Below are 19,848 nucleotides of genomic sequence, written 5' to 3'. Positions count from 1 at the left end.
TCGCAAAAGGGGGCTGATTGGCCCCCTTTTTCGTATCTATTCAGAAATTTCGAGAAGAACCCTACTGGTTCATCGTCTCGAAGAAATCCTCGTTGGTCTTCGAATCCTTCATCTTGTCGAGCAGGAATTCCATCGCGTCGACAGTGCCCATCTGCATAAGGATGCGGCGCAGGACATACATCTTGCTGAGCGTTGCCTGGTCCACCAGCAGCTCTTCCTTGCGGGTGCCGGACTTGCCGACATCCAGCGCCGGGAAAATGCGCTTGTCCGCAACCTTGCGGTCGAGCTGGATTTCGCTGTTGCCGGTGCCCTTGAACTCTTCGAAAATCACTTCGTCCATGCGGCTGCCGGTATCGATCAGTGCCGTGGCGATGATGGAGAGCGAGCCGCCCTCCTCGATGTTGCGCGCAGCACCGAAGAAGCGCTTCGGACGCTGTAGCGCGTTGGCATCCACACCACCGGTCAGAACCTTGCCAGAGGACGGAACCACGGTGTTGTAGGCACGGCCGAGGCGCGTGATCGAGTCGAGCAGGATCACCACGTCCTTCTTGTGCTCCACCAGACGCTTGGCCTTCTCGATCACCATTTCGGCGACCTGTACGTGGCGCGAGGCAGGCTCGTCGAACGTCGAGGAAATCACCTCGCCGTTCACGCTGCGCTGCATGTCGGTGACTTCTTCGGGGCGCTCGTCCACCAGCAGCACCAGTAGGAACACCTCTGGGTGATTGTCGGTGATGGCCTTGGCGATGTTCTGCAGCAGCACGGTCTTACCGGTGCGCGGCGGTGCCACGATCAACGAACGCTGGCCTTTGCCCTGCGGGCTGATGAGATCGATCACGCGCGCCGACTTGTCCTTGACCGTCGGATCCTTGGTGTCGAGATTCAGGCGCTCGTCCGGATAGAGCGGTGTCAGGTTATCAAAATTGGTGCGGTGACGCACGGCTTCCGGGTCTTCGTAGTTGACCTCTTTCAGCTTCGTCAGGGCAAAATAGCGCTCGCCATCCTTGGGTGCGCGAATTTCACCTTCGACGGTGTCACCCGTGCGCAGGCCCCACTTGCGGACCTGATTGGGCGAAACGTAGATATCGTCCGGTCCGGCAAGATAGTTTGCTTCGGGAGAGCGCAGGAAGCCGAAGCCGTCCTGCAGCACCTCGATCGTGCCGATGCCGAGGATTTCCTCGCCCTCTTCCGCCACTTCCTTGAGGATAGCGAACATCAGTTCCTGGCGGCGCAGGGTGGAAGCGCCCTCGACGCCCAGTTCCTCGGCCATCGAGACCAGCTCTGCCGGCGCCTTCTTCTTGAGTTCTTTCAGATGCATTTTCGTTGTATTCCAGTAGGTTGGGATGCCGGCTGGCCTTTATGGGCTTGGAGAAAGCAGACCGTGTCGCGCATGGGATAGGCGACTCTTTGCCGTTGGAGTGCCAACGCAAATATGGCTTTCGCCATGCCCGGTCAATTCGCAAATTCGGCAGGGCACGTCGCCCGCCGGAGAATCAGAACGGCTTGACGATCACCAGCACCACGATGACCGCCACGGCAAGGCCGGGCACTTCGTTCAGCAACCGCAGTTGCTTACCCGAAAGCGTCCGTTCTCCGCGTGCCAGCTTTTTCGCATAAGCCGACATGTAACCGTGATAGCCCGACAGGATCAGCACCAGCAGCAGCTTGGCGTGCAGCCAGCCCTGGCTCCACGCGTCCAGCACGATCGCCAGCGCGATGCCCAGCACCCAGACGACGATGATGGATGGCAGCAGGATGATCTTGAGAAGCTTCTGCTCGCGCTCGGCGAATTTCGCCGCTTCTTCGGAGCCTTCGGGCGCCTCCTGGTGATAGACGAACAGCCGCGGTAGCATGAACAGCCCGGCCATCCAGAAAATCACGAAAATGATATGACCGGCCTTCAGCCAGAGATAGGTCATCGCGAGGGCTTCCTGCATGGGACGTATCTAGGAGCGCGAGGCGATTTCGTCACCCCTCAGCCGCGCACCAGTTTGAGAACATGCTCGACATGGGCGATCGGCGTCTCCTTGTCGATCCCGTGGCCGAGATTGAAGATATGCGGCCGGTCCGCAAAGGCGGAAAGGATGTGGCGCACCGCGCCGTCCAACGCTTCGCCGCCAGCCAACAACAGCAGCGGATCGAGATTGCCCTGCACAGGCAGACCTGCGGGAAGTTGGGCGTGAATCCACGACGGATCCTGTGTCTCGTCGATGCCGAGGCCGTCCACCCCGGTCTCACGGGCGTAGGCAGGCAGTTTCGCACCGGCACCCTTGGGGAATCCGATTACCGGGATGCCTGGACGCTTTTCGTGCAAGGCCGCGGTGATGCGGGCGTTGGGCGCGATCACCCACTGCTCGAACTGCGCCGGGGAAAGCGAACCCGCCCAGCTGTCGAACAGTTGCACGGCTTCCGCGCCCGCGTCGATCTGCCCGATCAGGTACTCGATGGTCGCCGCCTCGATCGCGCCGATCAGCGATGCGAATGCCGCCGGATCGCGGTATGCAAGCTTGCGCGCCGCGTGATGGTCTTTCGACCCCTGCCCCGCCACCATGTAGGTCGCCACGGTCCAGGGCGAGCCCGCAAAGCCCAGCAGGGTGGTCTGAGGGCCCAAACGCTCCTTCACCAGGGCCACGGTCCGGTAGACGGCATCGAAGCGCTGGAAGGCCTGTTCCAGCCCTTCCCAGGCCCCATCGACCAGCGGAGGGGCCAGTCGCGGTCCCTCGCCTGCTTCGAACCACAGGTCCTGCCCCAGGGCGTAGGGCACGATCAGGATATCGGAGAACAGGATCGCGCCGTCGAAGCCGAAGCGGTCGATCGGCTGGATCGTCACCTCGGCCGCGGCCTCGCTATCGTAGACAAGTTCGAGGAAGCCGCCCTTCTGCGCCCGCAGATCGCGATATTCGGGAAGGTATCTGCCAGCCTGACGCATGAACCAGACGGGGCGTTTCTGGCTCGGCTGGCTGACAAGCGTATCGAGGAGACATCCGGGCATCGAAGAGTCCAATCAAACAATAAATATATATATTAAGAAGGATTCAGGACGTTGTTGGCCCTGTGGATTACGGGGATTGCGTGTCCCTGCCCGAATTCTCCCGGCTTGAGAACCCATTTGCGCGAGCGCGACTCATGGATGTTGCCGAGTCAAACGACACTTCTCCCCGATATCCCCAGCCTGTCCAGAACCGGGCTGCCCTGTCCATGACTCGGCTTGCGATTCCGGTTCTGACCGGGGGCTAAGTCCACCAACAGCTTGTCCCCGAAAGGCTCCCGTGGTTTATGCCAGCAGATATCCACATGGCGACACTGCACCTCCACCTCCTGTCCGATTCCACCGGCGAAACGCTGGAAATGCTGGCCAAGGCCGCCCTTGCCCAGTTCGGCGATGCCGAGGTGCAGCGACATTTCTGGCCGATGGTTCGCTCGGTCCAGCACCTCGAGCGGATCGTGGACGACTTCAAGGCCAATCCCGGCCTTGTCCTCTACACGCTGAGCAACGAAGCGACGCGGGACCGGCTCGAGGACTTCTGCCGCCAGGAAGGCCTGCCGCACGTTGCCGCGCTCGATCCCGTGGTCGAGGCGCTGGAGGAAAGGCTGGGGCAGGAAGCGCACGGTCGGCCCGGCGGCAAGAACAAGATGGACGAGGCCTATTTCGAACGCGTCGATGCCATTCAGTTCACCATCGCCCATGACGACGGGATAGCATGGGACAACTGGGAGCAGGCCGATATCGTGCTGGCGGGCGTATCTCGCACATCGAAAACACCGACCAGCATCTATCTTGCCAACCGCGGCTACAAGGTCGCCAATATCCCGCTGGTGGTGGAAAGCCCTCCGCCGGACCTCCTGTTCAAGCTGAAGAGGCCGATGGTCGTGGGGCTGACCACGGCCCCTGCCCGCCTGATCCAGATCCGCCGCAACCGGCTTCTGTCGCTCAACGAGAAGACCGAGACGTCCTATGTCGACGAGGAAAAGGTCAGCAAGGAAATCGCCTTCGCCCGGCGCATGTTTGCAGACAACGGCTGGCCGGTAATTGATGTCACGCGCCGCTCCATCGAGGAGACGGCTGCGGCGATCATCAAGCTCTACCAGGAGCGCGAAGCGCGGCAAGGGACGAGCCGCGACCGGCAAAGCGGTACGAAGCCGATATGATCGTGCTCGCAAGCAAGTCCGCATCGCGCCGGGCGATGCTGGAAGCGGCTGGCGTGGTGTTCGAGGCGCAGGCAGCCGATCTGGACGAGCGCGCGATTGAAGCGCGGATGGTGGGCGCCGCGCCCGATGCGGTCGCCATCGCGCTGGCGGAGGCCAAGGCTCTCGCCATCGCCGAACCTTCGCGGCCCGTGCTGGGCAGCGATTCGCTCGTGGTGGCTGGCGGCGGGCGATTCGACAAACCCGCGAGCCGAGACGAGGCCGCCGAGCACCTGCGCTTCTTCTCCGGCAAGACGATGCACCTGCATTCCGCCGCGGCACTGGCGCGCGGAGGAGAAGTGGTGTGGCGCCATGCCGCCGCCGCGCATCTGAAAGTCCGAGACCTGTCGGATGCCTTCATCGCGCACTACCTCGATGCCGAGTGGCCAGAGGTCGGCCATTGCGTTGGCGTGTTCCGGATAGAAGCGCGCGGGCCACAACTTTTCGAGAGCATCGAGGGCGACCAGTTCACCGTGCTGGGAATGCCGCTGCTGCCCGTTCTGGGCGCATTGCGCGATCTCGGGGAATTGCCGCGATGACACGCTATGCCCACGTCATTGGCGATCCCATAGCGCAGTCGAAGTCGCCCACGATTCACAACCACTGGATCAAGGTACTGGGGCTCGACGCGCATTACGACCGCGAGCATGTGACGGCTGGCGAACTGGCGGATTACCTGGCCCGCCAGGGAGACGATCCGCAGTGGGCCGGCTGCAACGTCACCATGCCACACAAGCTTGCGGTGATGGAGCATCTGGACAGGCTCGACCCGCTGGCGGAGCGGATCGGGGCGGTGAACACGGTCGTGCGCGAATCCGATGGCTCTCTTACCGGCTTCAACACCGATGCGGTCGGCTTCCTCGAACCGCTGGCGGACGATCTGGCGAAGCCGCACTATTTCCGCATGGCGCGGGTGCTGGGCACCGGCGGCGCGGCGCGGGCCATTGTCGCTGGGTTGCTTGAACAATGCATTACCGTCGTCCTTGCAGGGCGCGACCCGGCCAAGGCGCGTGCCATGCTGGACGAACTCGACCCCGGCGGTCAGCATCACGTCGCCCCGCTCAATCATTTTGCCGATGCGACCGATTTCGAATTCGACGACCGCGAGGGCTGTTTCGATCTCGTGGTCAACGCCAGCCCGCTCGGAATGACCGGGCAGCCGCCGTTGCAGCTCGATTTCAGCCACGTGCCGCCCGGCAGTGTGGTCTACGATATCGTAACCGCCCCGCTGGAAACGCCGCTTCTTCGCGGGGCACAGGACAGGGGATTCCGCACCGTTGACGGTTTGTCCATGCTCATCGGGCAAGCTGCCGCGGCCTTCGAGAAGTTCTTCGGCGTCTCTCCGCCGCGCGGCGACGGCGATACCGAATTACGCAGGATCCTGACCCAGTGAGCATGACGCGCCCGCACATCATCGGCCTCACAGGCTCCATCGCAATGGGCAAGAGCACCGTTGCGAAGATGTTCGAGGCAGCGGGCGTGCCGGTGTTCGATGCCGATGCCGAAGTTCGCCGGATGCAGGGGCCCGGCGGCGCATTGCTGCCCGAAATCGAGGCGGCCTTCCCCGGCACGACCGGCCCGGAAGGTGTACTGCGTGAGAAACTGGGTGACATCGTCTTTTCCGATGCCGACGCGCTGGCACGGCTGGAAATGCTCGTCCACCCCGCTGTCGCCCGCAAGCGCGAACAGTTCCTGGAACGCCATGCCGACAGGACGATGGTGGTGTTCGACATTCCCCTGCTGTTCGAGAAAGGCGGCGCGGCCCTCGTCGATACCGTTGTCGTTGTTTCTGCTCCCGCGGAGATGCAGCGCGAACGGGTGTTGATGCGCAAGGGCATGACGCCCGAAAAGTTCGCCGACATCCTCGCCCTCCAACTGCCGGACGCGGAGAAGCGTGCGCGGGCGGATCATGTGATCGACACCGGCACTTCGCTGGAGAAAACGGCTGCACAGGTGCAGGCTCTGGTGGACAAGCTAACAGCCGACTTGCGCGCCTGAACCCTCCCGCGCGATAAGGTGGCCATGCGCGAGATTATCTTCGATACCGAAACCACCGGCCTTGATCCCAACACCGGAGACCGGATGGTGGAGATCGGCTGCATCGAGATGGTGAACCGCGTCGCGACCGGACGCACATTCCACGAGTATTTCAATCCCGATCGCGACATGCCGATGGAGGCGGAAAAGGTGCACGGCCTTTCCGCCAGTTTCCTGTCGGACAAGCCGCGATTTGCCGAGAAGGTGGAGGCGTTGCTGGAATTTCTCGGCGATTCGCCGCTGGTGGCGCACAACGCGCAGTTCGACTTCGGCTTCCTGAATTTCGAGCTGGGCCAGTGCGGGCACCTCGCGATTGGCAATGATCGTATGGTCGATACCCTCGTGCTGGCCCGACGCCGGCATCCAGGTGCCAAACACTCGCTCGACGCTTTGTGCTCGCGTTACGGAGTCGACCGGAGTCATCGCACCTTGCACGGGGCACTGCTCGACGCGGAATTGCTGGCGCAGGTCTACGTCGAACTTACCGGCGGTCGGCAGATCGGCCTGCAGTTGGCAGTCGACAACACCGCCTCGGAAAGCGCCGTGCAGACACGTTTCATCCCGAAAACAGGCGAATACCGCGCACCGCGCCCCCATGCTGCAAGTGCGGAGGAACTGGCGCGGCACAAAGCCTTTCTCGGATCGTTGGAATCTCCCCTCTGGACCTCTTGAGACTTAGGTCCCACATGAGGGATTGAGCGAACGATAGAGAAGGAGCAACGCCCCATGGATATTCGCGTGTCCGGTCACCAGGTCGATACAGGATCAGCACTGCAGGAGCATGCTTCCGACCGACTTGAGAACATCGTCGAGAAGCACTTCAGCCGGGCACTTTCATCCACGGTTACCTTCGGCAAGGGCCCGGCCAGCAGCTTCGCGGCCGATATCGTCCTTCACGTAAACCACGGGCTGATCCTGAAAAGCCACGGCCAGGCGCAGGACGCGCACCTCGCTTTCGACCAGGCCGCCGAGAAGATCGAGAAGCAGCTGCGCCGCTACAAGCGCCGACTGAAGGATCGTCACGAGCAGGCCAGCCACGCCGCGAAGGAAGAGGAAGCGGCCTACACCATCTTTGCATCGGAAGAGCCGGCAACCGAAGAGGAAGCTGGCGAGGAATCACCGCCGATCATCGCGGAAACGCGGATTGACGTGCCCGAAGTCAGCGTTTCCGACGCCGTCATGCTGCTTGATCTGCGCCACACCAACGCGCTGTTTTTCAAAAATGCTGGCACTGGAAGGCATAATATGGTCTATCGCCGCGAAGATGGTTCGATCGGGTGGGTCGAACCGTCCTGATCGCCCTATAGCGCGCCGCGCGCGCACTCGTGGCGATCCCTTTAGGGGAGAGGTGTCGAACAGCACCGGACGGCGCGCCTGGCCGCGCGCCGCGCCGCGCCGCGAACGGGATAATTTGAGTTTTCTGAGATCATGGATTCGATTTTTCTGATGAAGCCCGAATCGGTTTGCGTCGCGCAGGCCGATGGCAAGGACGATATCCTGCGCCAGCTGGCGGAGATGTTCGCCAGCGCGTTTGCGCTCGATCCCTCGACCGTGCTGGAGCATCTGGAAGAGCGGGAGAAGCTGGGCAGCACCGGCTTCGGTCGCGGCGTGGCCATACCCCATGCCCGTATGCCCGGCCTCACGCGCCCCGTGGCAGCCCTCATGAAGCTCGAAAAGCCCGTCGATTTCGCCGCTGCCGATGGCCTGCCGGTGGATCTGGTCTTCGGCCTTTTGTCGCCCGCAAACAGCGGCGCCACGCATCTCCATGCCCTTGCTGCCATTTCCCGGCTGGTGCGGGACGAAGGTGTGCACGATGCTCTCAGCGATGCGCCCGATGCCGAAGCGCTCTATGGTGTGTTGACCAACGTGACGGATCGTGACGTCGCCTGAAGGCAGCAGCGGCGCGGCCAAGTCGGCCGACGAAAGCGCAGCTTCCGGTCACTTTCGTGCGCTGGAAAGCCTCTATGCCGCAGCGCCGGTCAATTCACTGTTCCAGTCGCAGCTCGAAATCTTGGAGGCCGGGCGAGCGAGGATCACCTTCATCGCCAATGAACGGTACTTCCATGCCGCCGGAGCAACCCACGGCACGCTCTACTTCAAGATGCTGGACGATGCGGCGTTTTACGCGGCCAATTCGCTGGTTTCCGACCGCTTTCTGCTCACCACCGGCTTCAACCTGCATTTCACCAAGCCGCTGCGCACCGGGAAGGTGATCGCCGAGGGCAAGTGGATCAGCGGCAAGCGCCGCGTGTTCATTGCCGAAGCACACCTGATGGACGAGGAAGGCGACGAAATCGGGCGCGGGACGGGTACCTTCATGCGCTCCCACATCGCGCTTTCCGGTCTCGACGGGTATCGCCAGCCGGAGTGATGCGATGATCGACGATCGCCTTCCTGCACACCTCGAAGTGAGCGGTCTGATCCGCGCCGTGGAAGCCGAAGGCGGCTTCGGTATGGTTATCTCAAAAGGTGAACGCACGGCCGGCACGCTGATGGTAATCTGTTGTAATCGTGCCACTCCTGCCCGCGCCTACGAGCGGATGCCACAGCTCGACGGGAGCCGGAAATGGGTGCTTTCCAAGGAGCAAGACCCTGAAAATCCGCACGAATTCATGGCATGGTACAGGCGTCGCGGAGAGCAGGACGACGACCTATGGATCGTCGAGCTGGATATCGAAAATGCCGAACGCTTCATCGATGTTGCACCGCACAACGGTTGACATCTGATCCTCGGCGGCTATCTGGCCCTCGACTTTCCCACAGCGCCGATCGAATGGCACCGCAATGACGCGGTGGTTTTCGATGCGCAGACGGGGGGACGACCGGCAGGTCCGCACCGTGCGGAATGCGGGCGACAGACGGCACAAGTGAACGCCGCGTCCGCCAGCCTGTATCGTGTCTCTCACCGCCGTGAGTAACAGGTTCAATGACGTTTATCAGCAAGCGGACCGGGGTTCTTGCCCTGGCCACGGTGATTTTCGCCGCGAGTTTTGGCACCGCTCTCAATGGTGCCGTTGCCCAGGACGCAGAGCCCGCAGCGATCGAAGCCGTCCAGGAAGAACAGAATTCCACCCAGGCTCAGGATGCCGCTCCGCAAGTCCGCTTCGTCATGAACGAAGTGGTGCAGGAGCTTCCCGATCAGCCGGAAGAACCCGAAGCCTCCGTCAGCGACGCCGCATCCCTGCGCGAACTCGTAGGCTCCGTCGACACCAACGACCAGATGTCGCGCGAGCTGATGTGCCTTGCCCAGGCTGTCTATTTCGAATCGCGTGGTGAACCGCTCGATGGCCAGCTGGCCGTGGCCCGCGTGGTTATCAACCGCGCCGAGAGCAGCACGTTCCCCGACGATTACTGCTCGGTCGTCACCCAGCGCGCGCAGTTCTCTTTCGTGCGCGGTGGCCGCATCCCGGAGCCGAACCACGGTTCGTCCGCCTGGACCCGCGCCAAGGCGATCGCCCGCATCGCTCACCGCGAATTGTGGGAAAGTCCCGCCGACGACGCGCTGTACTTCCACGCGACGCACGTGCGCCCACGCTGGGCCGGTCGCATGACTGCTCGCGCCACGATCAACCGGCACGTTTTTTATAGGTAACCCTCAAACGCCGGGCGCAGCGCGTCCGCGCTGCTTGGCTTTCCTCGCATGAGCTCGGGCACGTGTTCGCGCTTGCGGTTGCTATGCAACCGATTCCCCGCATGATTCTCTCAGTAGGAAGTTGCCACGGTCCGCGATTAGCGGATTGCAAGGCCGACTGGCCGCCCGCAGCGGGCCCGCAGCGCGTCTAGCGAGGACGCACCTGTGGAGGCAGGTGCGAAAAACCAGCTATCTCAGTTCCACCCACACGGGCGTGTGATCGCTGGCCTTTTCCCGGCCACGATATTCCTTGTCGACCCCGGCGGTGACCATGCGGTCTGCCGCTTCGGGTGACAGGAGGAGGTGATCGATGCGGAAGCCGTGGTCGCGCTGCCAGGCGCCGGCCTGGTAATCCCAGTATGTCCATACGCCGCCGCGCGGGTTGAGCGTGTCGATCACGTCGGTCCAGCCATCGGCCAGCAAGCGGGCATAGGCATCGCGCGATTCGGGCTGCATCAGGGCATCGTCCTGCATGGCTTTTACCGACCACACATCCTTGTCTTCCGGAATGACGTTGAAATCGCCCAGCACGACCGTCGGCTGTTCCAGCGCGGACAATTCCGCCATGCGTTTGCGCAGCTTCTTCATCCACGCCAGCTTGTAGTCGAATTTCGGCCCCGGATGCGGGTTGCCGTTGGGCAGGTAGAGGTTGCAGATCCGCACGCCGTTTACCTCGGCCTCGATGTAGCGGGACTGTTCACCCTCGCCATCCTTCGGCCCGTCGATACCCAGACCGCGATGGATTTCTACCGGCTCCACGCCATCGGCGAGGATGGCAACGCCGTTGAAGCTCTTCTGGCCGTGCCAGATGGCCTTGTAACCGATGTCCTCGAATTCGGAGGCCGGGAAGCCATCGTCCTGTGTCTTGATTTCCTGAAGGCAGGCGACAGCGGGACGGGTTTCCTCCAGCCATTCCTTGAGGCGCGGCAGGCGCGCCTTGATACCGTTGATGTTGAAGCTGGCGATTTTCATCGCCCGGACACTATATGCCGAAGCTGGAACCGCAACCGCAACCTGCCGCCGCGTTGGGATTTTCCACCCGGAACGCCGCGCCGCCCAGCGATTCGACGTAATCGACGGTGCAACCGTTCACCAGGTCGAGGCTGACAGGATCGACCACCAGCTTCACCCCGGCGGTCTCGCTCACCGCGTCACCTTCTTCCGGCGCATCATCAAGGTCGAACTTGTACTGGAAGCCGGAGCAGCCCCCGCCCTCCACCGAAAGACGCAGGATTGCGGGCTTGCCCTGCTTCTTGGCAATCAGGCCGACACGGGATGCCGCGGCTTCGGTAAGGGTCAGCGAACTGGTCATGGCTTCGATGTAGTGTCCCGCGAGCGCTCTCTCAAGCCGTGGTGATGTAATCCCGCATCTGCTGCGCCTCGGCCTCGATTATTTCCATGCGGTGCTTCACCAGATCGCCGATCGAGACGAAGCCCACCATCTTCTCGCCCTCCATCACCGGCAGGTGACGGATGCGGCGACGGGTCATCAGCGAAAGGGCCTTCAGGGCATCGGTATCGCTCTCGATAGTGATGGCGGGAGAGGTCATCACCTCCCCCACGGCTCGTTCGAGAATAGCGGCACCGTCGCGGGCGACGCAGTAGAGCAGGTCACGCTCGGAAAAGATGCCTGCAATCCCCTCCCCATCCATCACGGGCAGTGCGCCGATACGCTTGTCCGCCAGCAGCTTAGCCGCCAGCAGCACGCTGTCTTGGGGCGTGCACGAAACGATCGTGTGATCACGACTCGCAATGATCTTGGCTACGGACATTCAGGTTCTCCTCCGGCTTTACCCACCACGACACGCCTCGGGGCGGGGTGCTTTCGCCCCAATTGTGCCACGAGAGGGCGAGTCTGGGCAAATCATGGTACAAAGGGACGTTGCAAATGGCCGGTGCGATGGGCATGTCTCCTCCCATGGCCAACCCCTCCCCGCTCGATAACCCGGAAAACGCCGCCTTTGCGTGGGCGCGATACCGCCGACTCATGCGGCTGATGATGGGCATCACGCTGGGGACGGTGATCATCGCCATGGCGATCATCTATAACCAGACCGAAGACGTATCGCCGCACTTCTTCATTGCGACGGCGCTGGGCATCGGTTTCTCGATGCTGCTGATGAGCGCGCTGATGGGGCTGGTGTTCCTGTCCAGCGGCACCGGTCACGACGCCTCGGTCGACAACGATCTCGATTCGCTCGACCTGTCGAAAAAGCCGACGGATCGGCGGACGATGGGCTGGAAGGACGGCGCGGAACGGTAATACCGCCTGCCGTCAGGATTTCGGCCGCAGGCGGAATTCTTCGACGGGCTCTCCACCGATCAGGTGATTCCGGATGATCTGTTCTAGCACCTCCGGAGTGCAGGAGCGATACCAGACACCATCTGGCCAGACGACAGCGACCGGCCCCGCATCGCACACCTGAAGGCAATCAGCCTTAGTGCGCTGCACCCCGCCCTTCCCGGCAAGACCCAGTTCCTTCAGCCGCTTTTTCAGGTACTTCCAGGACTGCTCGCCGACTTCGCGCTTACAGCATTTGCCCTTTTCGGACATGGCACAGATGAAGATGTGCCGTTCGATACCCTCGCCGCCCATCTTGGCCAGCGTGCGTTCGGCCTTGGCGATTTCCTTCTCTGACGGCGGCTTTGTCAGCGGTTTTTCCCGGCGATACGGGCGATTTCGGCCTTCACCAGCCGCTCGACGATCTCGGGCAGGTTGGCATCAAGCCACTGCGCCAGCATCGGCCGCATCATCTCGCGCACCATGCCTTCGAGAGAGGTCTCGCCGGATCGGACGATCTGTGGTTTGGCGGGGGGATCGGACAGCATGGCAAGCGCGGCGAGCGACTGCCGCATGGCTTCGGCGGCGCGATCGGTGGTGAGGCTTTCTTCCTCGTTCTCGTCGTCTTCGATCAGCGCATCTTCGGCACTATCCTCGTGAGCACCATCCTCGTGAAGGGCCGAACCGATGACGCTGAGGTCGAGCACGTCCTCTTCCTGCGGCTGGGTTTCCTCGTTGCGGGAGACCAGATTTTCACGGCGGCGCGCCTTGGTGGCCTGCGCTGCGGCCTCGGAATTGTCGCGCGCAATCACTCGCTTGATCGAATCGAGGATCTCCTCGACCGACGGTTCGCCTTCCTGCCGCATTGTGTCCCCCTCTTAAGGATTGCTCTCGGGCGCTTCTAACGGCGGTGGCGCCGTATCGGAATAGTCGATGATCTCTGTCCCGAATTCATCGAGAGGATCTTCATCGGGAACTTCCCCGTCGGCAGGCGGGATGTCAACGGTGCGCGAACTGTCGGCTTGCGGTTCGGGGTCGCGTTGCCAGTCCCAGATGATGCCGCGCACCCGGTCGTAGTTCACGACAGGATCGTAAAGCAGGCCCTCGTCGCCCAGCCCCAGATCGCGCGCTTCCGCTTTCCCCATGATCGCCAGCAGGTTGAAACCCGCGACGTAGGCGTTGCGGCGCGCGGTGACGAGCTGCACTTGGGCTCGCAGCAATTCCTGCTGCGCATCGAGGATATCGAGGATCGTCCGGTTGCCCACGGTGTTTTCCGCCCGCACGCCCTCAAGGCTCAGCTCGGCGGCATCCACCGCGGCCTGGCTGGAAGCGATGATGGCGTTGGCTGCGCGCCAGCTGGAATAGATCGCGCGGGTCTGGGCGATCACGCTGCGCTCCGTCGCGATGACCTGTTCCAGCGCTGCCTCTGCCTGGGCCGTTGCCTGGCGCTGCTGCGCCGCGACGCGGCCGCCCTGGAACAGCGGCAATGTCATGCGCACCCCGGCAGTCGCGCTGGTGGCAGTCTGGTCTGCCGTGGCACCGGGAACGGCGCCAAGCGTGCCGAGGAAGTTCTGGTATCCGCCGTTGGTGAAAGCGCTGAAGGTTGGCAGGCGCCCGGCCCCGGCAACCTCGATATCGTAACCCGCGGCATCGGCCCGCTCTTTCGCGGCGATGAGGTCCGGGTTGTTTTCCAGCGCCACGTCCACCGCCATCTGCACGCTGTCAGGCAGGCCGGGCAGCGGGGGCGGCGGCTGCAGGTCCGTGGGCGCGGTGCCGACCAGCGCGATGTACCGTTCGCGGGCGTTGACGAGGTTGGCCTCGGCGGTCTGCAAATCGCCGCGCGCCACAGCGAGGCGGCTTTCGGACTGGGCAACGTCGGTGCGCGTCAGGTCCCCGATTTCGAAGCGGTCGCTGGTCGCCTCGAGGTTGATCGACAGCACCTCGACGTTGTTGGACGAAAGGCTGACGAGCGCTTCGTTCAGGATTACGTCCATGTAGATTGCCACCACGTCGGCGAATACACCGCTTTCGGTGCCGCGCAGGTCGGCCCGTCCGGCATCGACGCGGTTTTCTGCCGCGAGCACGCCGTTCTTCACCGCGCCGCCCTGGTACAGCGGTACGCCCAGATCCACGCTGGCATTGAGCTGGCGCTCGGGCGCGATGAAGCTGGTGGAATTCTGGACGAGAAATTCGCTGTAGGTCGTGGTGGTGTTGACGCTCGGCAGGCCCTGTGCCCGCTGGATCACCACGTTTTCATCGGTCGCGCGAAGCTGAGCCCGCGCTGCTTCGAGCGTAGGATTGTCCTGATAGGCGCGGGTCAGCGCTTCCTTCAGCGTGTCGGCGGAAGCGGGCGCTGCAAGCAGGCAAACGCCCGCCAGCGCGGTCGCCAGCCGAAGGGAGTTGCGCATTGTCAGAAGCTCCAGCCCTTCGGCTTGTCGAATTCGTGCAGCTGCGGGATGCCGATGTCGTAGACCGGCATCAGCGATACGCCGCTTTCAGACTTGCGACCCACTGCAATGCGAGTCACGCCCTTGCTCACCATGCCGGTGACGATCTTCGCACCATCCGCCAGTCGCTTGGCGAGAGCAGCGGGGATTTCCTCAACCGCGCCGTCGATCACCAGCAGGTCGGCACCTTTACCCTTGGTGCTTTTGCCCACCGCTTCCTCGGGGCTGATCACGGTGAGTTCGGCCACCAGTGGGCGGAACAGTTCGGCCAGGTAGCCGGAGCCTGCATCGACGACGATGGCCTTCTCGCTTCCCTTGGGTGCGGCTTCTTCCAGCATCTTGCCCTGTACCAGCGGTGCGGGCAGCCAGGCTCCGTTCTCCAGCTTGATCGCGCGGTCGACATAGGCGACGCCCTTGCTGGCGGCGGGCACGTAATCCTCGCGCGCGACTTCGCCCATGCGGCGAATCACCAGAGGCGTGTTCACCCCGCTGGTGCGCAACTGACTGTCGATCATCGCGCGGCGGGCGCGGTCATGTGTGGTGTTTGCGGCTTCTGCTGCATCGAGCGGATCGGAAATCACGGCTGGAAACTCTCGCGTTTGATGGACGAAAAGTGCCTTAGGGATTGCAGTCGATGCGGGCAATGGCCCCGTTGTCGCAATTCGTCACGATGCCATCCAGGCTCGACGAAAGCGTTTTGACGAACCGGGCGGCCCGCGCCTATGGGCGAGCGGTTCAACAGGAGTGCCCAAGCTATGACCGACATGATTACGATCCGCGAGGAAGACCTGATCGAAACGGTTGCCGACGCGCTGCAATACATCTCATACTACCACCCCATGGATTACATCCAGGCACTGGGCGAAGCTTACAAGGCGGAGCAGGGTCCTGCGGCCAAGGACGCCATCGCCCAGATCCTGACCAACAGCCGCATGTGCGCGGAAGGGCACCGCCCGATCTGCCAGGACACCGGCATCGTCAACGTGTTCCTGAAATGGGGGCAGGACTGCCGCCTCGAATCGGACAGGAGCCTGCAGGAAGTGGTCGATGAAGGCGTGCGGCGGGCCTACAACAACGAGAATAACAAGTTGCGCGCCTCGATCCTCGCCGATCCCGCTTTCACCCGCCGCAACACCCGCGACAATACGCCGTGCGTCCTGTCCGTGGAAATGGTGCCGGGCAAGACCGTCGGCGTAGACGTGGCTGCCAAGGGCGGCGGCAGCGAGAACAAGTCCAAGTTCAAGATGATGAACCCCAGCGACAACATCATCGAATGGGTGCTGGAGCAGATCCCCTCGATGGGTGCGGGCTGGTGTCCGCCGGGTATGCTGGGCATCGGCATCGGCGGCACGGCAGAGCACTGCATGAAGCTTGCCAAGCAAAGCCTGATGGACCCGATCGACATGGCCCAGTTGAAGCAGCGCGGCGCGCAAACCGACATTGAGCAATTGCGGATCGACATCTTCGATGCGGTAAATGCGCAAGGCGTGGGTGCGCAGGGTCTTGGCGGGCTTTCCACCGTGCTGGACGTGAAGATTCTCGACTGGCCCTGCCATGCCGCAGGAAAGCCGGTTGCGATGATACCCAACTGCGCGGCCACGCGTCATGCGCACGTAACTCTCGACGGCAGCGGCCCCGCCTACCTGCCCCAGCCCGATCTCGACGCATGGCCGGACGTACAATGGGAGCCGGATGCCGAAGCCAAGCGGGTTGACCTCGACAATCTGACGCCGGAGGAGGTGGCAAGCTGGCAGCACGGCGATCGCCTGCTGCTGAACGGCAAGATGCTGACCGGGCGGGATGCTGCGCACAAGAAGATCAAGGACATGCTGGACGCGGGCGAGGAACTGCCAGTCGATTTCAGAGGGCGCGCCATCTACTATGTCGGCCCCGTGGACCCGGTGATGGGCGAAGTCGTCGGTCCGGCAGGCCCCACTACGGCAACTCGCATGGACAAGTTCACCGAAATGATGCTCGACCAAGGCCTGCTCGCGATGATCGGCAAGGCTGAACGCGGGGCAGACGCGGTGGACGTGATCAGCCGCTTCAAGGTTGCCTACCTGATGGCCACGGGCGGTGCAGCCTACCTGGTAGCGCGCGCGATCAAGGAATCGAAGGTCGTTGCCTTCGAGGAACTGGGCATGGAGGCCATCTACGAATTCACTGTGAAGGACATGCCGGTGACGGTCGCGGTCGATTCGCAGGGAAACAACGTTCACACCCTCGCCCCGCTGCACTGGCGCGAGAAGATTCGCGAAGAGGGTCTGCTGGGCGCGAAGTAGGCGGTTTCCGGCGCGCCCGTGTTCGACCAATGACACAGGGCCTTCGATGGAAATCGCTATCCGGACTGGTTGCTTCGAGCCCTCTGGGCTAGACCGGCTGCATGGAATTTGCGGCTAAACCGGAAAAGCACACGTCCCGCGTGCCTTTCAAGACGGTACTCGCCTCGATCTTCGGATTGTGGGCGACCTATTTTGTCATCGTCACACTGCGCGCGGAATTGCTGGACATGGACTTTGCCGACCAGATCGTCTGGTTGCGCGTGTTGTCCGTGTCGGTCGGTATCATCATTACCCTCGGCCTGTGGATCGTGCTGCGCCCGTTCGACGGCAAGCCCCTATGGATCAAGATCGTCGCCGCGCTGTTGCTGGCCATGCCAGCCGCCCTGCTGTGCGCGCAGGCCAACACCGTCATCTTCGCCGACATGCAGAGTGCGCTGAACGACAAGGTGCTGCAGGAATTTGCCGAAGCGCGCGGGCTGGATGCGGAAAGCGGGCGGGAGGCGCTGCTGACCGACCTTTCCGAACTGGTGACGATCGGCACTTACCAGCAGTTGATCGAGATCGCCTTCAGCCGGTATTTCCTGCTGCTGGCGTGGTGCGCGCTCTACCTCGCCCTGCTGACGGGTGAGAAGGCCCGCGATGCCGAGCGGCGCGAACAGCAGTTCCGCAACGCCGCCAAGGCTGCGGAGTTGCGATCGCTGCGCTACCAGGTGAACCCGCACTTCCTTTTCAACACCCTGAACTCGCTCTCCGCGCTCGTGCTGACCGGCAAGACCGACGCGGCCGAACGGATGATCCAGACCATCAGTACGTTCTATCGCCGCAGCCTGGCGGATGACACCACGTCTGACGTGCCGCTGCGCGAGGAAATTCACTTGCAGAAGCTCTATCTCGAGATCGAGGCCGTTCGCTTCCCGCTGCGCCTGCGAACGATCTACGACATTCCGGCCGAGTTGGAGAATGCGCTGATTCCCGGCATGATCCTGCAACCCCTGATCGAGAACTCGGTGAAACACGCCGTGGCGCCGTCTTCGGGTCAGGTGACGATCACCCTCTCCGCGCGCGAGGAGTACGACCGGCTGGTGGTGACCATTTCCGACAATGGCCAGAGCGCGGAAGATCGCGACGACACCCGCCCCGGCTTCGGCATCGGCCTCACCAACGTAAGGCAGCGGCTGGAAGCGCGTTTCGGCAACGAGGCGACGGTCGTATCCGGGCAGGTGCCCGGCGGTTATGCAACACACCTGCGTATGCCGCTGAAACGCATCAAGGAGAGGGTGGCAGCGTGAACAGCAACGACAACGGTACATTGCGTACGCTGATCGTGGATGATGAACCCCTCGCGATCGAACGGATGCAGGTGCTGTGCGCCGAATTGCCGCAGTTGCAGGTTATCGGCACGGCAAGCGATGGCGAATCAGCACTTCGCCTGTCGGAGAAACTCAACCCTGATCTCCTGCTGCTCGACATGACGATGCCAGGAAAGGACGGGCTGCAAGTCGCGGCGGAAGCAGGCAAGATGATTGCGCCGCCCGCCGTTATCTTCGTAACCGCGCATGAAAACTTCGCTGTCGAGGCATTCGACCTTGAAGCGGTCGATTACGTGCTGAAACCTGTTGCGACCGAGCGGCTGGAGCGAGCCATAGAACGCGCCCTTTCGCGAAAGTCGCGGGGTGCCGGAAGCGGACAGGACGAGAGCGAGTGGCTCAGCGAGTTCTGGGTGCCGCATCGCTCCGAACTGCTGCGGATCGACGCAGCCGAAGTCTTTCGCATCGATGCAGAGCGCGATTACGTGCGCCTGCACGTGGGCGAAACCAGCTACCTGCTGCTGCAGACCATTGCCGGCCTCGAGGAAAAGCTCGACCCGGACAAGTTCATCCGCATTCACCGGTCCACCATTCTGCGCAGAGATTTCATCACCGGCCTGAAGCATGAAGGTCTGGGCGTCTGGTGTGCGGAACTTGCCGACGGAGAAGAGCTTCGGATCGGGCGCACCTATCTCAAGAAGGTCAAGGCGATGGCCGGGCGCTGAGGTTCTATGTTTTAGGCGATTTGGAAGGCATACGAGAAAGGGCGCTTTTCTGAGAAAGCGCCCTCATCTCCGTGTGATGGGTTTCGCTATCAGCCGCCGCGCTGAGCGCTGTCGACCACTTGCGCGAATTGTTCGTTAATCCGCTCCTTGGTCTCGGCGACGCATGCGCGGGCTTCGCGATTGCGCAGATGGGTGCCGGTGCGCTCGGCGTTGCCGCAGATCTGCCGTGCAGCGCGATCGATGCGCCTCTCCAGCTCTTCGATCCCGTTCTGGGTGCTGAGATCGAGATCGTCGTAAGTGACACGAACGGACTGGGTGTCTTCGGCGCTCGCCATCGTGGGGGCAGCGGCCATTCCGGCAGCGGCAAGGGCCAGGGCGAAAGTGATCTTCGGGGTCTTCATGGTCTTCTCTCCTCCTCCTCAAGTCCCTGGAACTCCTCCTCCTCCTCGCGGGGGTCGCACCGCAGCTGGTGGGACTGGAACAGCTGCGGTGCGATTACTTATCTAGGCCGGGCTGGGCCGCAGCGCTGCAAAGGCTCGACATGCACGCGTTGCCAATCGACCAGCAGGTACATTGGCCGACGAAATGCAGATCCGGCTCCACCAACGACAGATTGCGAAAGCTGTCAGGCCCACGCATTGCGATTGTTGCGCGCATCGGGCACAGGCAGGCCATGGCACTGATCATCACCTTCCTGCTCGGCATGGGCAATTTCGCCTGCCACCGTGCGGTGATCGCCAGCGGACACCGGATGCTGTCCGAAATGCCGCCTCGCGCCTTGCAGGGCGCCCGCGCGGCCAGCCTGGCACTTGAATTCGTGCTGTTGTGTGGCGCGCTCTACGCCGCCGAGGCAGGCGCGGTGCATTGGGTTTGGCTCTATGCCGGCTACTTCCTCATAAACCTGGGCGCGGCATGGTCCATCGTGACAGGGCGGCTATAGGGGCACCGGGAAC

General features: G+C 62.6%; 26 protein-coding genes. 15 read left to right on the top strand and 11 right to left on the bottom strand.

The window, feature by feature from the left end; genetic code table 11:
- Nucleotides 1-61 precede the first annotated feature (61 nt).
- The 3 genes from rho to hemE form a co-directional block, all read right to left on the bottom strand.
- Nucleotides 62-1,318, bottom strand: coding sequence for a transcription termination factor Rho (gene rho / locus D4Q51_RS02900; RefSeq protein ID WP_120076243.1), 1,257 nt, complete (start codon nucleotides 1,316-1,318; stop codon nucleotides 62-64).
- 175 nt (nucleotides 1,319-1,493) lie between these two features.
- Entirely contained in the window at nucleotides 1,494-1,919 is a 426-nt protein-coding gene (hemJ, locus tag D4Q51_RS02895) for a protoporphyrinogen oxidase HemJ (protein ID WP_420807523.1), read from the bottom strand.
- A 56-nt stretch (nucleotides 1,920-1,975) separates the two neighbouring features.
- Nucleotides 1,976-2,992 carry a uroporphyrinogen decarboxylase gene (gene hemE, locus D4Q51_RS02890; protein ID WP_120076241.1) on the bottom strand — a complete coding sequence of 339 codons (1,017 nt, stop codon included), beginning with the start codon at nucleotides 2,990-2,992 and terminating at the stop codon, nucleotides 1,976-1,978.
- Between the two features lie 302 nt (nucleotides 2,993-3,294).
- Between hemE and D4Q51_RS02885 the strand changes: the two genes are divergently transcribed.
- The 10 genes from D4Q51_RS02885 (at nucleotide 3,295) to D4Q51_RS02840 (ending at nucleotide 9,814) form a co-directional block, all read left to right on the top strand.
- Nucleotides 3,295-4,149 (top strand): pyruvate, water dikinase regulatory protein, encoded by an 855-nt coding sequence (locus D4Q51_RS02885; RefSeq protein ID WP_120076314.1) that lies wholly within the window; start codon nucleotides 3,295-3,297, stop codon nucleotides 4,147-4,149.
- On the top strand, nucleotides 4,146-4,724 hold the full coding sequence (locus D4Q51_RS02880; RefSeq protein WP_120076240.1) for a Maf family protein: 579 nt from the start codon (nucleotides 4,146-4,148) through the stop codon (nucleotides 4,722-4,724). The genes D4Q51_RS02885 and D4Q51_RS02880 overlap by 4 nt, the downstream gene beginning before the upstream one ends.
- Complete coding sequence (aroE, locus tag D4Q51_RS02875) at nucleotides 4,721-5,578, top strand: shikimate dehydrogenase (RefSeq protein WP_120076239.1); 858 nt, start codon at nucleotides 4,721-4,723, stop codon at nucleotides 5,576-5,578. Before D4Q51_RS02880 ends, aroE begins: the two co-directional genes overlap by 4 nt.
- A 2-nt stretch (nucleotides 5,579-5,580) precedes the next feature.
- On the top strand, nucleotides 5,581-6,183 hold the full coding sequence (gene coaE, locus D4Q51_RS02870; RefSeq protein WP_120076238.1) for a dephospho-CoA kinase: 603 nt from the start codon (nucleotides 5,581-5,583) through the stop codon (nucleotides 6,181-6,183).
- Between the two features lie 24 nt (nucleotides 6,184-6,207).
- On the top strand, nucleotides 6,208-6,894 hold the full coding sequence (dnaQ, locus tag D4Q51_RS02865) for a DNA polymerase III subunit epsilon (protein WP_120076237.1): 687 nt from the start codon (nucleotides 6,208-6,210) through the stop codon (nucleotides 6,892-6,894).
- A gap of 54 nt (nucleotides 6,895-6,948) precedes the next feature.
- Nucleotides 6,949-7,518: a ribosome hibernation-promoting factor, HPF/YfiA family gene (gene hpf, locus D4Q51_RS02860; RefSeq protein ID WP_120076236.1), complete on the top strand. Its 570-nt coding sequence runs from the start codon at nucleotides 6,949-6,951 to the stop codon at nucleotides 7,516-7,518.
- Between the two features lie 132 nt (nucleotides 7,519-7,650).
- Nucleotides 7,651-8,112, top strand: a complete 462-nt coding sequence (locus tag D4Q51_RS02855) for a PTS sugar transporter subunit IIA (protein WP_120076235.1) — start codon at nucleotides 7,651-7,653, stop codon at nucleotides 8,110-8,112.
- Entirely contained in the window at nucleotides 8,099-8,593 is a 495-nt protein-coding gene (locus D4Q51_RS02850) for a PaaI family thioesterase (RefSeq protein ID WP_120076234.1), read from the top strand. Before D4Q51_RS02855 ends, D4Q51_RS02850 begins: the two co-directional genes overlap by 14 nt.
- A gap of 4 nt (nucleotides 8,594-8,597) precedes the next feature.
- Nucleotides 8,598-8,942, top strand: coding sequence for a DUF1491 family protein (locus D4Q51_RS02845; RefSeq protein ID WP_338068447.1), 345 nt, complete (start codon nucleotides 8,598-8,600; stop codon nucleotides 8,940-8,942).
- Between the two features lie 206 nt (nucleotides 8,943-9,148).
- Nucleotides 9,149-9,814 (top strand): cell wall hydrolase, encoded by a 666-nt coding sequence (locus D4Q51_RS02840; protein ID WP_240624532.1) that lies wholly within the window; start codon nucleotides 9,149-9,151, stop codon nucleotides 9,812-9,814.
- A gap of 228 nt (nucleotides 9,815-10,042) precedes the next feature.
- On the opposite strand, the gene xth is transcribed toward D4Q51_RS02840, so the two are convergent.
- The 3 genes from xth to D4Q51_RS02825 are packed head-to-tail and all read right to left on the bottom strand — an operon-like array spanning nucleotide 10,043 to nucleotide 11,625.
- Complete coding sequence (gene xth / locus D4Q51_RS02835; protein WP_120076233.1) at nucleotides 10,043-10,825, bottom strand: exodeoxyribonuclease III; 783 nt, start codon at nucleotides 10,823-10,825, stop codon at nucleotides 10,043-10,045.
- Nucleotides 10,826-10,835: 10 nt separating this feature from the next.
- Nucleotides 10,836-11,165 carry an iron-sulfur cluster insertion protein ErpA gene (erpA, locus tag D4Q51_RS02830; RefSeq protein WP_120076232.1) on the bottom strand — a complete coding sequence of 110 codons (330 nt, stop codon included), beginning with the start codon at nucleotides 11,163-11,165 and terminating at the stop codon, nucleotides 10,836-10,838.
- Between the two features lie 31 nt (nucleotides 11,166-11,196).
- Nucleotides 11,197-11,625, bottom strand: a complete 429-nt coding sequence (locus tag D4Q51_RS02825) for a CBS domain-containing protein (RefSeq protein ID WP_120076231.1) — start codon at nucleotides 11,623-11,625, stop codon at nucleotides 11,197-11,199.
- Between the two features lie 146 nt (nucleotides 11,626-11,771).
- Here D4Q51_RS02825 and D4Q51_RS02820 point away from each other — a divergent pair, with 146 nt between their 5' ends.
- Nucleotides 11,772-12,116, top strand: a complete 345-nt coding sequence (locus tag D4Q51_RS02820) for a hypothetical protein (protein WP_120076311.1) — start codon at nucleotides 11,772-11,774, stop codon at nucleotides 12,114-12,116.
- Nucleotides 12,117-12,128: 12 nt separating this feature from the next.
- Here the strand turns inward: D4Q51_RS02820 and D4Q51_RS02815 are convergent, their stop codons facing one another.
- The 4 genes from D4Q51_RS02815 to D4Q51_RS02800 are packed head-to-tail and all read right to left on the bottom strand — an operon-like array spanning nucleotide 12,129 to nucleotide 15,162.
- Entirely contained in the window at nucleotides 12,129-12,449 is a 321-nt protein-coding gene (locus D4Q51_RS02815; protein WP_120076230.1) for a (2Fe-2S) ferredoxin domain-containing protein, read from the bottom strand.
- Between the two features lie 53 nt (nucleotides 12,450-12,502).
- Nucleotides 12,503-13,000, bottom strand: coding sequence for a DUF2497 domain-containing protein (locus D4Q51_RS02810; RefSeq protein ID WP_120076229.1), 498 nt, complete (start codon nucleotides 12,998-13,000; stop codon nucleotides 12,503-12,505).
- 12 nt (nucleotides 13,001-13,012) lie between these two features.
- Nucleotides 13,013-14,542, bottom strand: a complete 1,530-nt coding sequence (locus tag D4Q51_RS02805; RefSeq protein ID WP_120076228.1) for a TolC family outer membrane protein — start codon at nucleotides 14,540-14,542, stop codon at nucleotides 13,013-13,015.
- 2 nt (nucleotides 14,543-14,544) lie between these two features.
- A complete protein-coding gene (locus tag D4Q51_RS02800; protein WP_240624531.1) occupies nucleotides 14,545-15,162 on the bottom strand; it encodes a protein-L-isoaspartate O-methyltransferase family protein in 618 nt (205 codons plus the stop codon).
- A 174-nt stretch (nucleotides 15,163-15,336) separates the two neighbouring features.
- Between D4Q51_RS02800 and D4Q51_RS02795 the strand changes: the two genes are divergently transcribed.
- The 3 genes from D4Q51_RS02795 to D4Q51_RS02785 all read left to right on the top strand — a co-directional run bounded on the left by D4Q51_RS02795 (nucleotide 15,337) and on the right by D4Q51_RS02785 (nucleotide 18,895).
- On the top strand, nucleotides 15,337-16,863 hold the full coding sequence (locus tag D4Q51_RS02795) for a fumarate hydratase (RefSeq protein ID WP_120076227.1): 1,527 nt from the start codon (nucleotides 15,337-15,339) through the stop codon (nucleotides 16,861-16,863).
- 101 nt (nucleotides 16,864-16,964) lie between these two features.
- On the top strand, nucleotides 16,965-18,152 hold the full coding sequence (locus D4Q51_RS02790) for a sensor histidine kinase (protein WP_120076226.1): 1,188 nt from the start codon (nucleotides 16,965-16,967) through the stop codon (nucleotides 18,150-18,152).
- A complete protein-coding gene (locus D4Q51_RS02785; RefSeq protein ID WP_120076225.1) occupies nucleotides 18,149-18,895 on the top strand; it encodes a LytR/AlgR family response regulator transcription factor in 747 nt (248 codons plus the stop codon). Before D4Q51_RS02790 ends, D4Q51_RS02785 begins: the two co-directional genes overlap by 4 nt.
- 89 nt (nucleotides 18,896-18,984) lie before the next feature.
- Here the strand turns inward: D4Q51_RS02785 and D4Q51_RS02780 are convergent, their stop codons facing one another.
- Nucleotides 18,985-19,296, bottom strand: a complete 312-nt coding sequence (locus tag D4Q51_RS02780; protein WP_120076224.1) for a UrcA family protein — start codon at nucleotides 19,294-19,296, stop codon at nucleotides 18,985-18,987.
- A 272-nt stretch (nucleotides 19,297-19,568) separates the two neighbouring features.
- On the opposite strand from D4Q51_RS02780, the gene D4Q51_RS02775 reads away from it, so the two are divergent.
- Nucleotides 19,569-19,835, top strand: a complete 267-nt coding sequence (locus tag D4Q51_RS02775; RefSeq protein ID WP_120076223.1) for a hypothetical protein — start codon at nucleotides 19,569-19,571, stop codon at nucleotides 19,833-19,835.
- The last annotated feature ends 13 nt before the right edge of the window (nucleotides 19,836-19,848 follow it).

It is taken from the genome of Aurantiacibacter odishensis, assembly GCF_003605195.1.
Taxonomy (GTDB): Bacteria; Pseudomonadota; Alphaproteobacteria; order Sphingomonadales; family Sphingomonadaceae; genus Alteraurantiacibacter; species Alteraurantiacibacter odishensis.
Note: the sequence above shows the minus strand (reverse complement) of the source record. Positions and strands in the feature narration are given on the sequence as shown.

What these genes read in the sequence shown, in the direction of transcription:
- rho (WP_120076243.1), bottom strand. Translation starts at nt 1,318, where the DNA reads ATGCATCTGAAAGAACTCAAGAAGAAGGCGCCGGCAGAGCTGGTCTCG.
- hemJ (WP_420807523.1), bottom strand. Translation starts at nt 1,919, where the DNA reads ATGACCTATCTCTGGCTGAAGGCCGGTCATATCATTTTCGTGATTTTC.
- hemE (WP_120076241.1), bottom strand. Translation starts at nt 2,992, where the DNA reads ATGCCCGGATGTCTCCTCGATACGCTTGTCAGCCAGCCGAGCCAGAAA.
- D4Q51_RS02885 (WP_120076314.1), top strand. Translation starts at nt 3,295, where the DNA reads ATGGCGACACTGCACCTCCACCTCCTGTCCGATTCCACCGGCGAAACG.
- D4Q51_RS02880 (WP_120076240.1), top strand. Translation starts at nt 4,146, where the DNA reads ATGATCGTGCTCGCAAGCAAGTCCGCATCGCGCCGGGCGATGCTGGAA.
- aroE (WP_120076239.1), top strand. Translation starts at nt 4,721, where the DNA reads ATGACACGCTATGCCCACGTCATTGGCGATCCCATAGCGCAGTCGAAG.
- coaE (WP_120076238.1), top strand. Translation starts at nt 5,581, where the DNA reads ATGACGCGCCCGCACATCATCGGCCTCACAGGCTCCATCGCAATGGGC.
- dnaQ (WP_120076237.1), top strand. Translation starts at nt 6,208, where the DNA reads ATGCGCGAGATTATCTTCGATACCGAAACCACCGGCCTTGATCCCAAC.
- hpf (WP_120076236.1), top strand. Translation starts at nt 6,949, where the DNA reads ATGGATATTCGCGTGTCCGGTCACCAGGTCGATACAGGATCAGCACTG.
- D4Q51_RS02855 (WP_120076235.1), top strand. Translation starts at nt 7,651, where the DNA reads ATGGATTCGATTTTTCTGATGAAGCCCGAATCGGTTTGCGTCGCGCAG.
- D4Q51_RS02845 (WP_338068447.1), top strand. Translation starts at nt 8,598, where the DNA reads ATGATCGACGATCGCCTTCCTGCACACCTCGAAGTGAGCGGTCTGATC.
- D4Q51_RS02840 (WP_240624532.1), top strand. Translation starts at nt 9,149, where the DNA reads ATGACGTTTATCAGCAAGCGGACCGGGGTTCTTGCCCTGGCCACGGTG.
- xth (WP_120076233.1), bottom strand. Translation starts at nt 10,825, where the DNA reads ATGAAAATCGCCAGCTTCAACATCAACGGTATCAAGGCGCGCCTGCCG.
- erpA (WP_120076232.1), bottom strand. Translation starts at nt 11,165, where the DNA reads ATGACCAGTTCGCTGACCCTTACCGAAGCCGCGGCATCCCGTGTCGGC.
- D4Q51_RS02825 (WP_120076231.1), bottom strand. Translation starts at nt 11,625, where the DNA reads ATGTCCGTAGCCAAGATCATTGCGAGTCGTGATCACACGATCGTTTCG.
- D4Q51_RS02820 (WP_120076311.1), top strand. Translation starts at nt 11,772, where the DNA reads ATGGCCAACCCCTCCCCGCTCGATAACCCGGAAAACGCCGCCTTTGCG.
- D4Q51_RS02815 (WP_120076230.1), bottom strand. Translation starts at nt 12,449, where the DNA reads ATGGGCGGCGAGGGTATCGAACGGCACATCTTCATCTGTGCCATGTCC.
- D4Q51_RS02810 (WP_120076229.1), bottom strand. Translation starts at nt 13,000, where the DNA reads ATGCGGCAGGAAGGCGAACCGTCGGTCGAGGAGATCCTCGATTCGATC.
- D4Q51_RS02805 (WP_120076228.1), bottom strand. Translation starts at nt 14,542, where the DNA reads ATGCGCAACTCCCTTCGGCTGGCGACCGCGCTGGCGGGCGTTTGCCTG.
- D4Q51_RS02795 (WP_120076227.1), top strand. Translation starts at nt 15,337, where the DNA reads ATGACCGACATGATTACGATCCGCGAGGAAGACCTGATCGAAACGGTT.
- D4Q51_RS02790 (WP_120076226.1), top strand. Translation starts at nt 16,965, where the DNA reads ATGGAATTTGCGGCTAAACCGGAAAAGCACACGTCCCGCGTGCCTTTC.
- D4Q51_RS02780 (WP_120076224.1), bottom strand. Translation starts at nt 19,296, where the DNA reads ATGAAGACCCCGAAGATCACTTTCGCCCTGGCCCTTGCCGCTGCCGGA.
- D4Q51_RS02775 (WP_120076223.1), top strand. Translation starts at nt 19,569, where the DNA reads ATGGCACTGATCATCACCTTCCTGCTCGGCATGGGCAATTTCGCCTGC.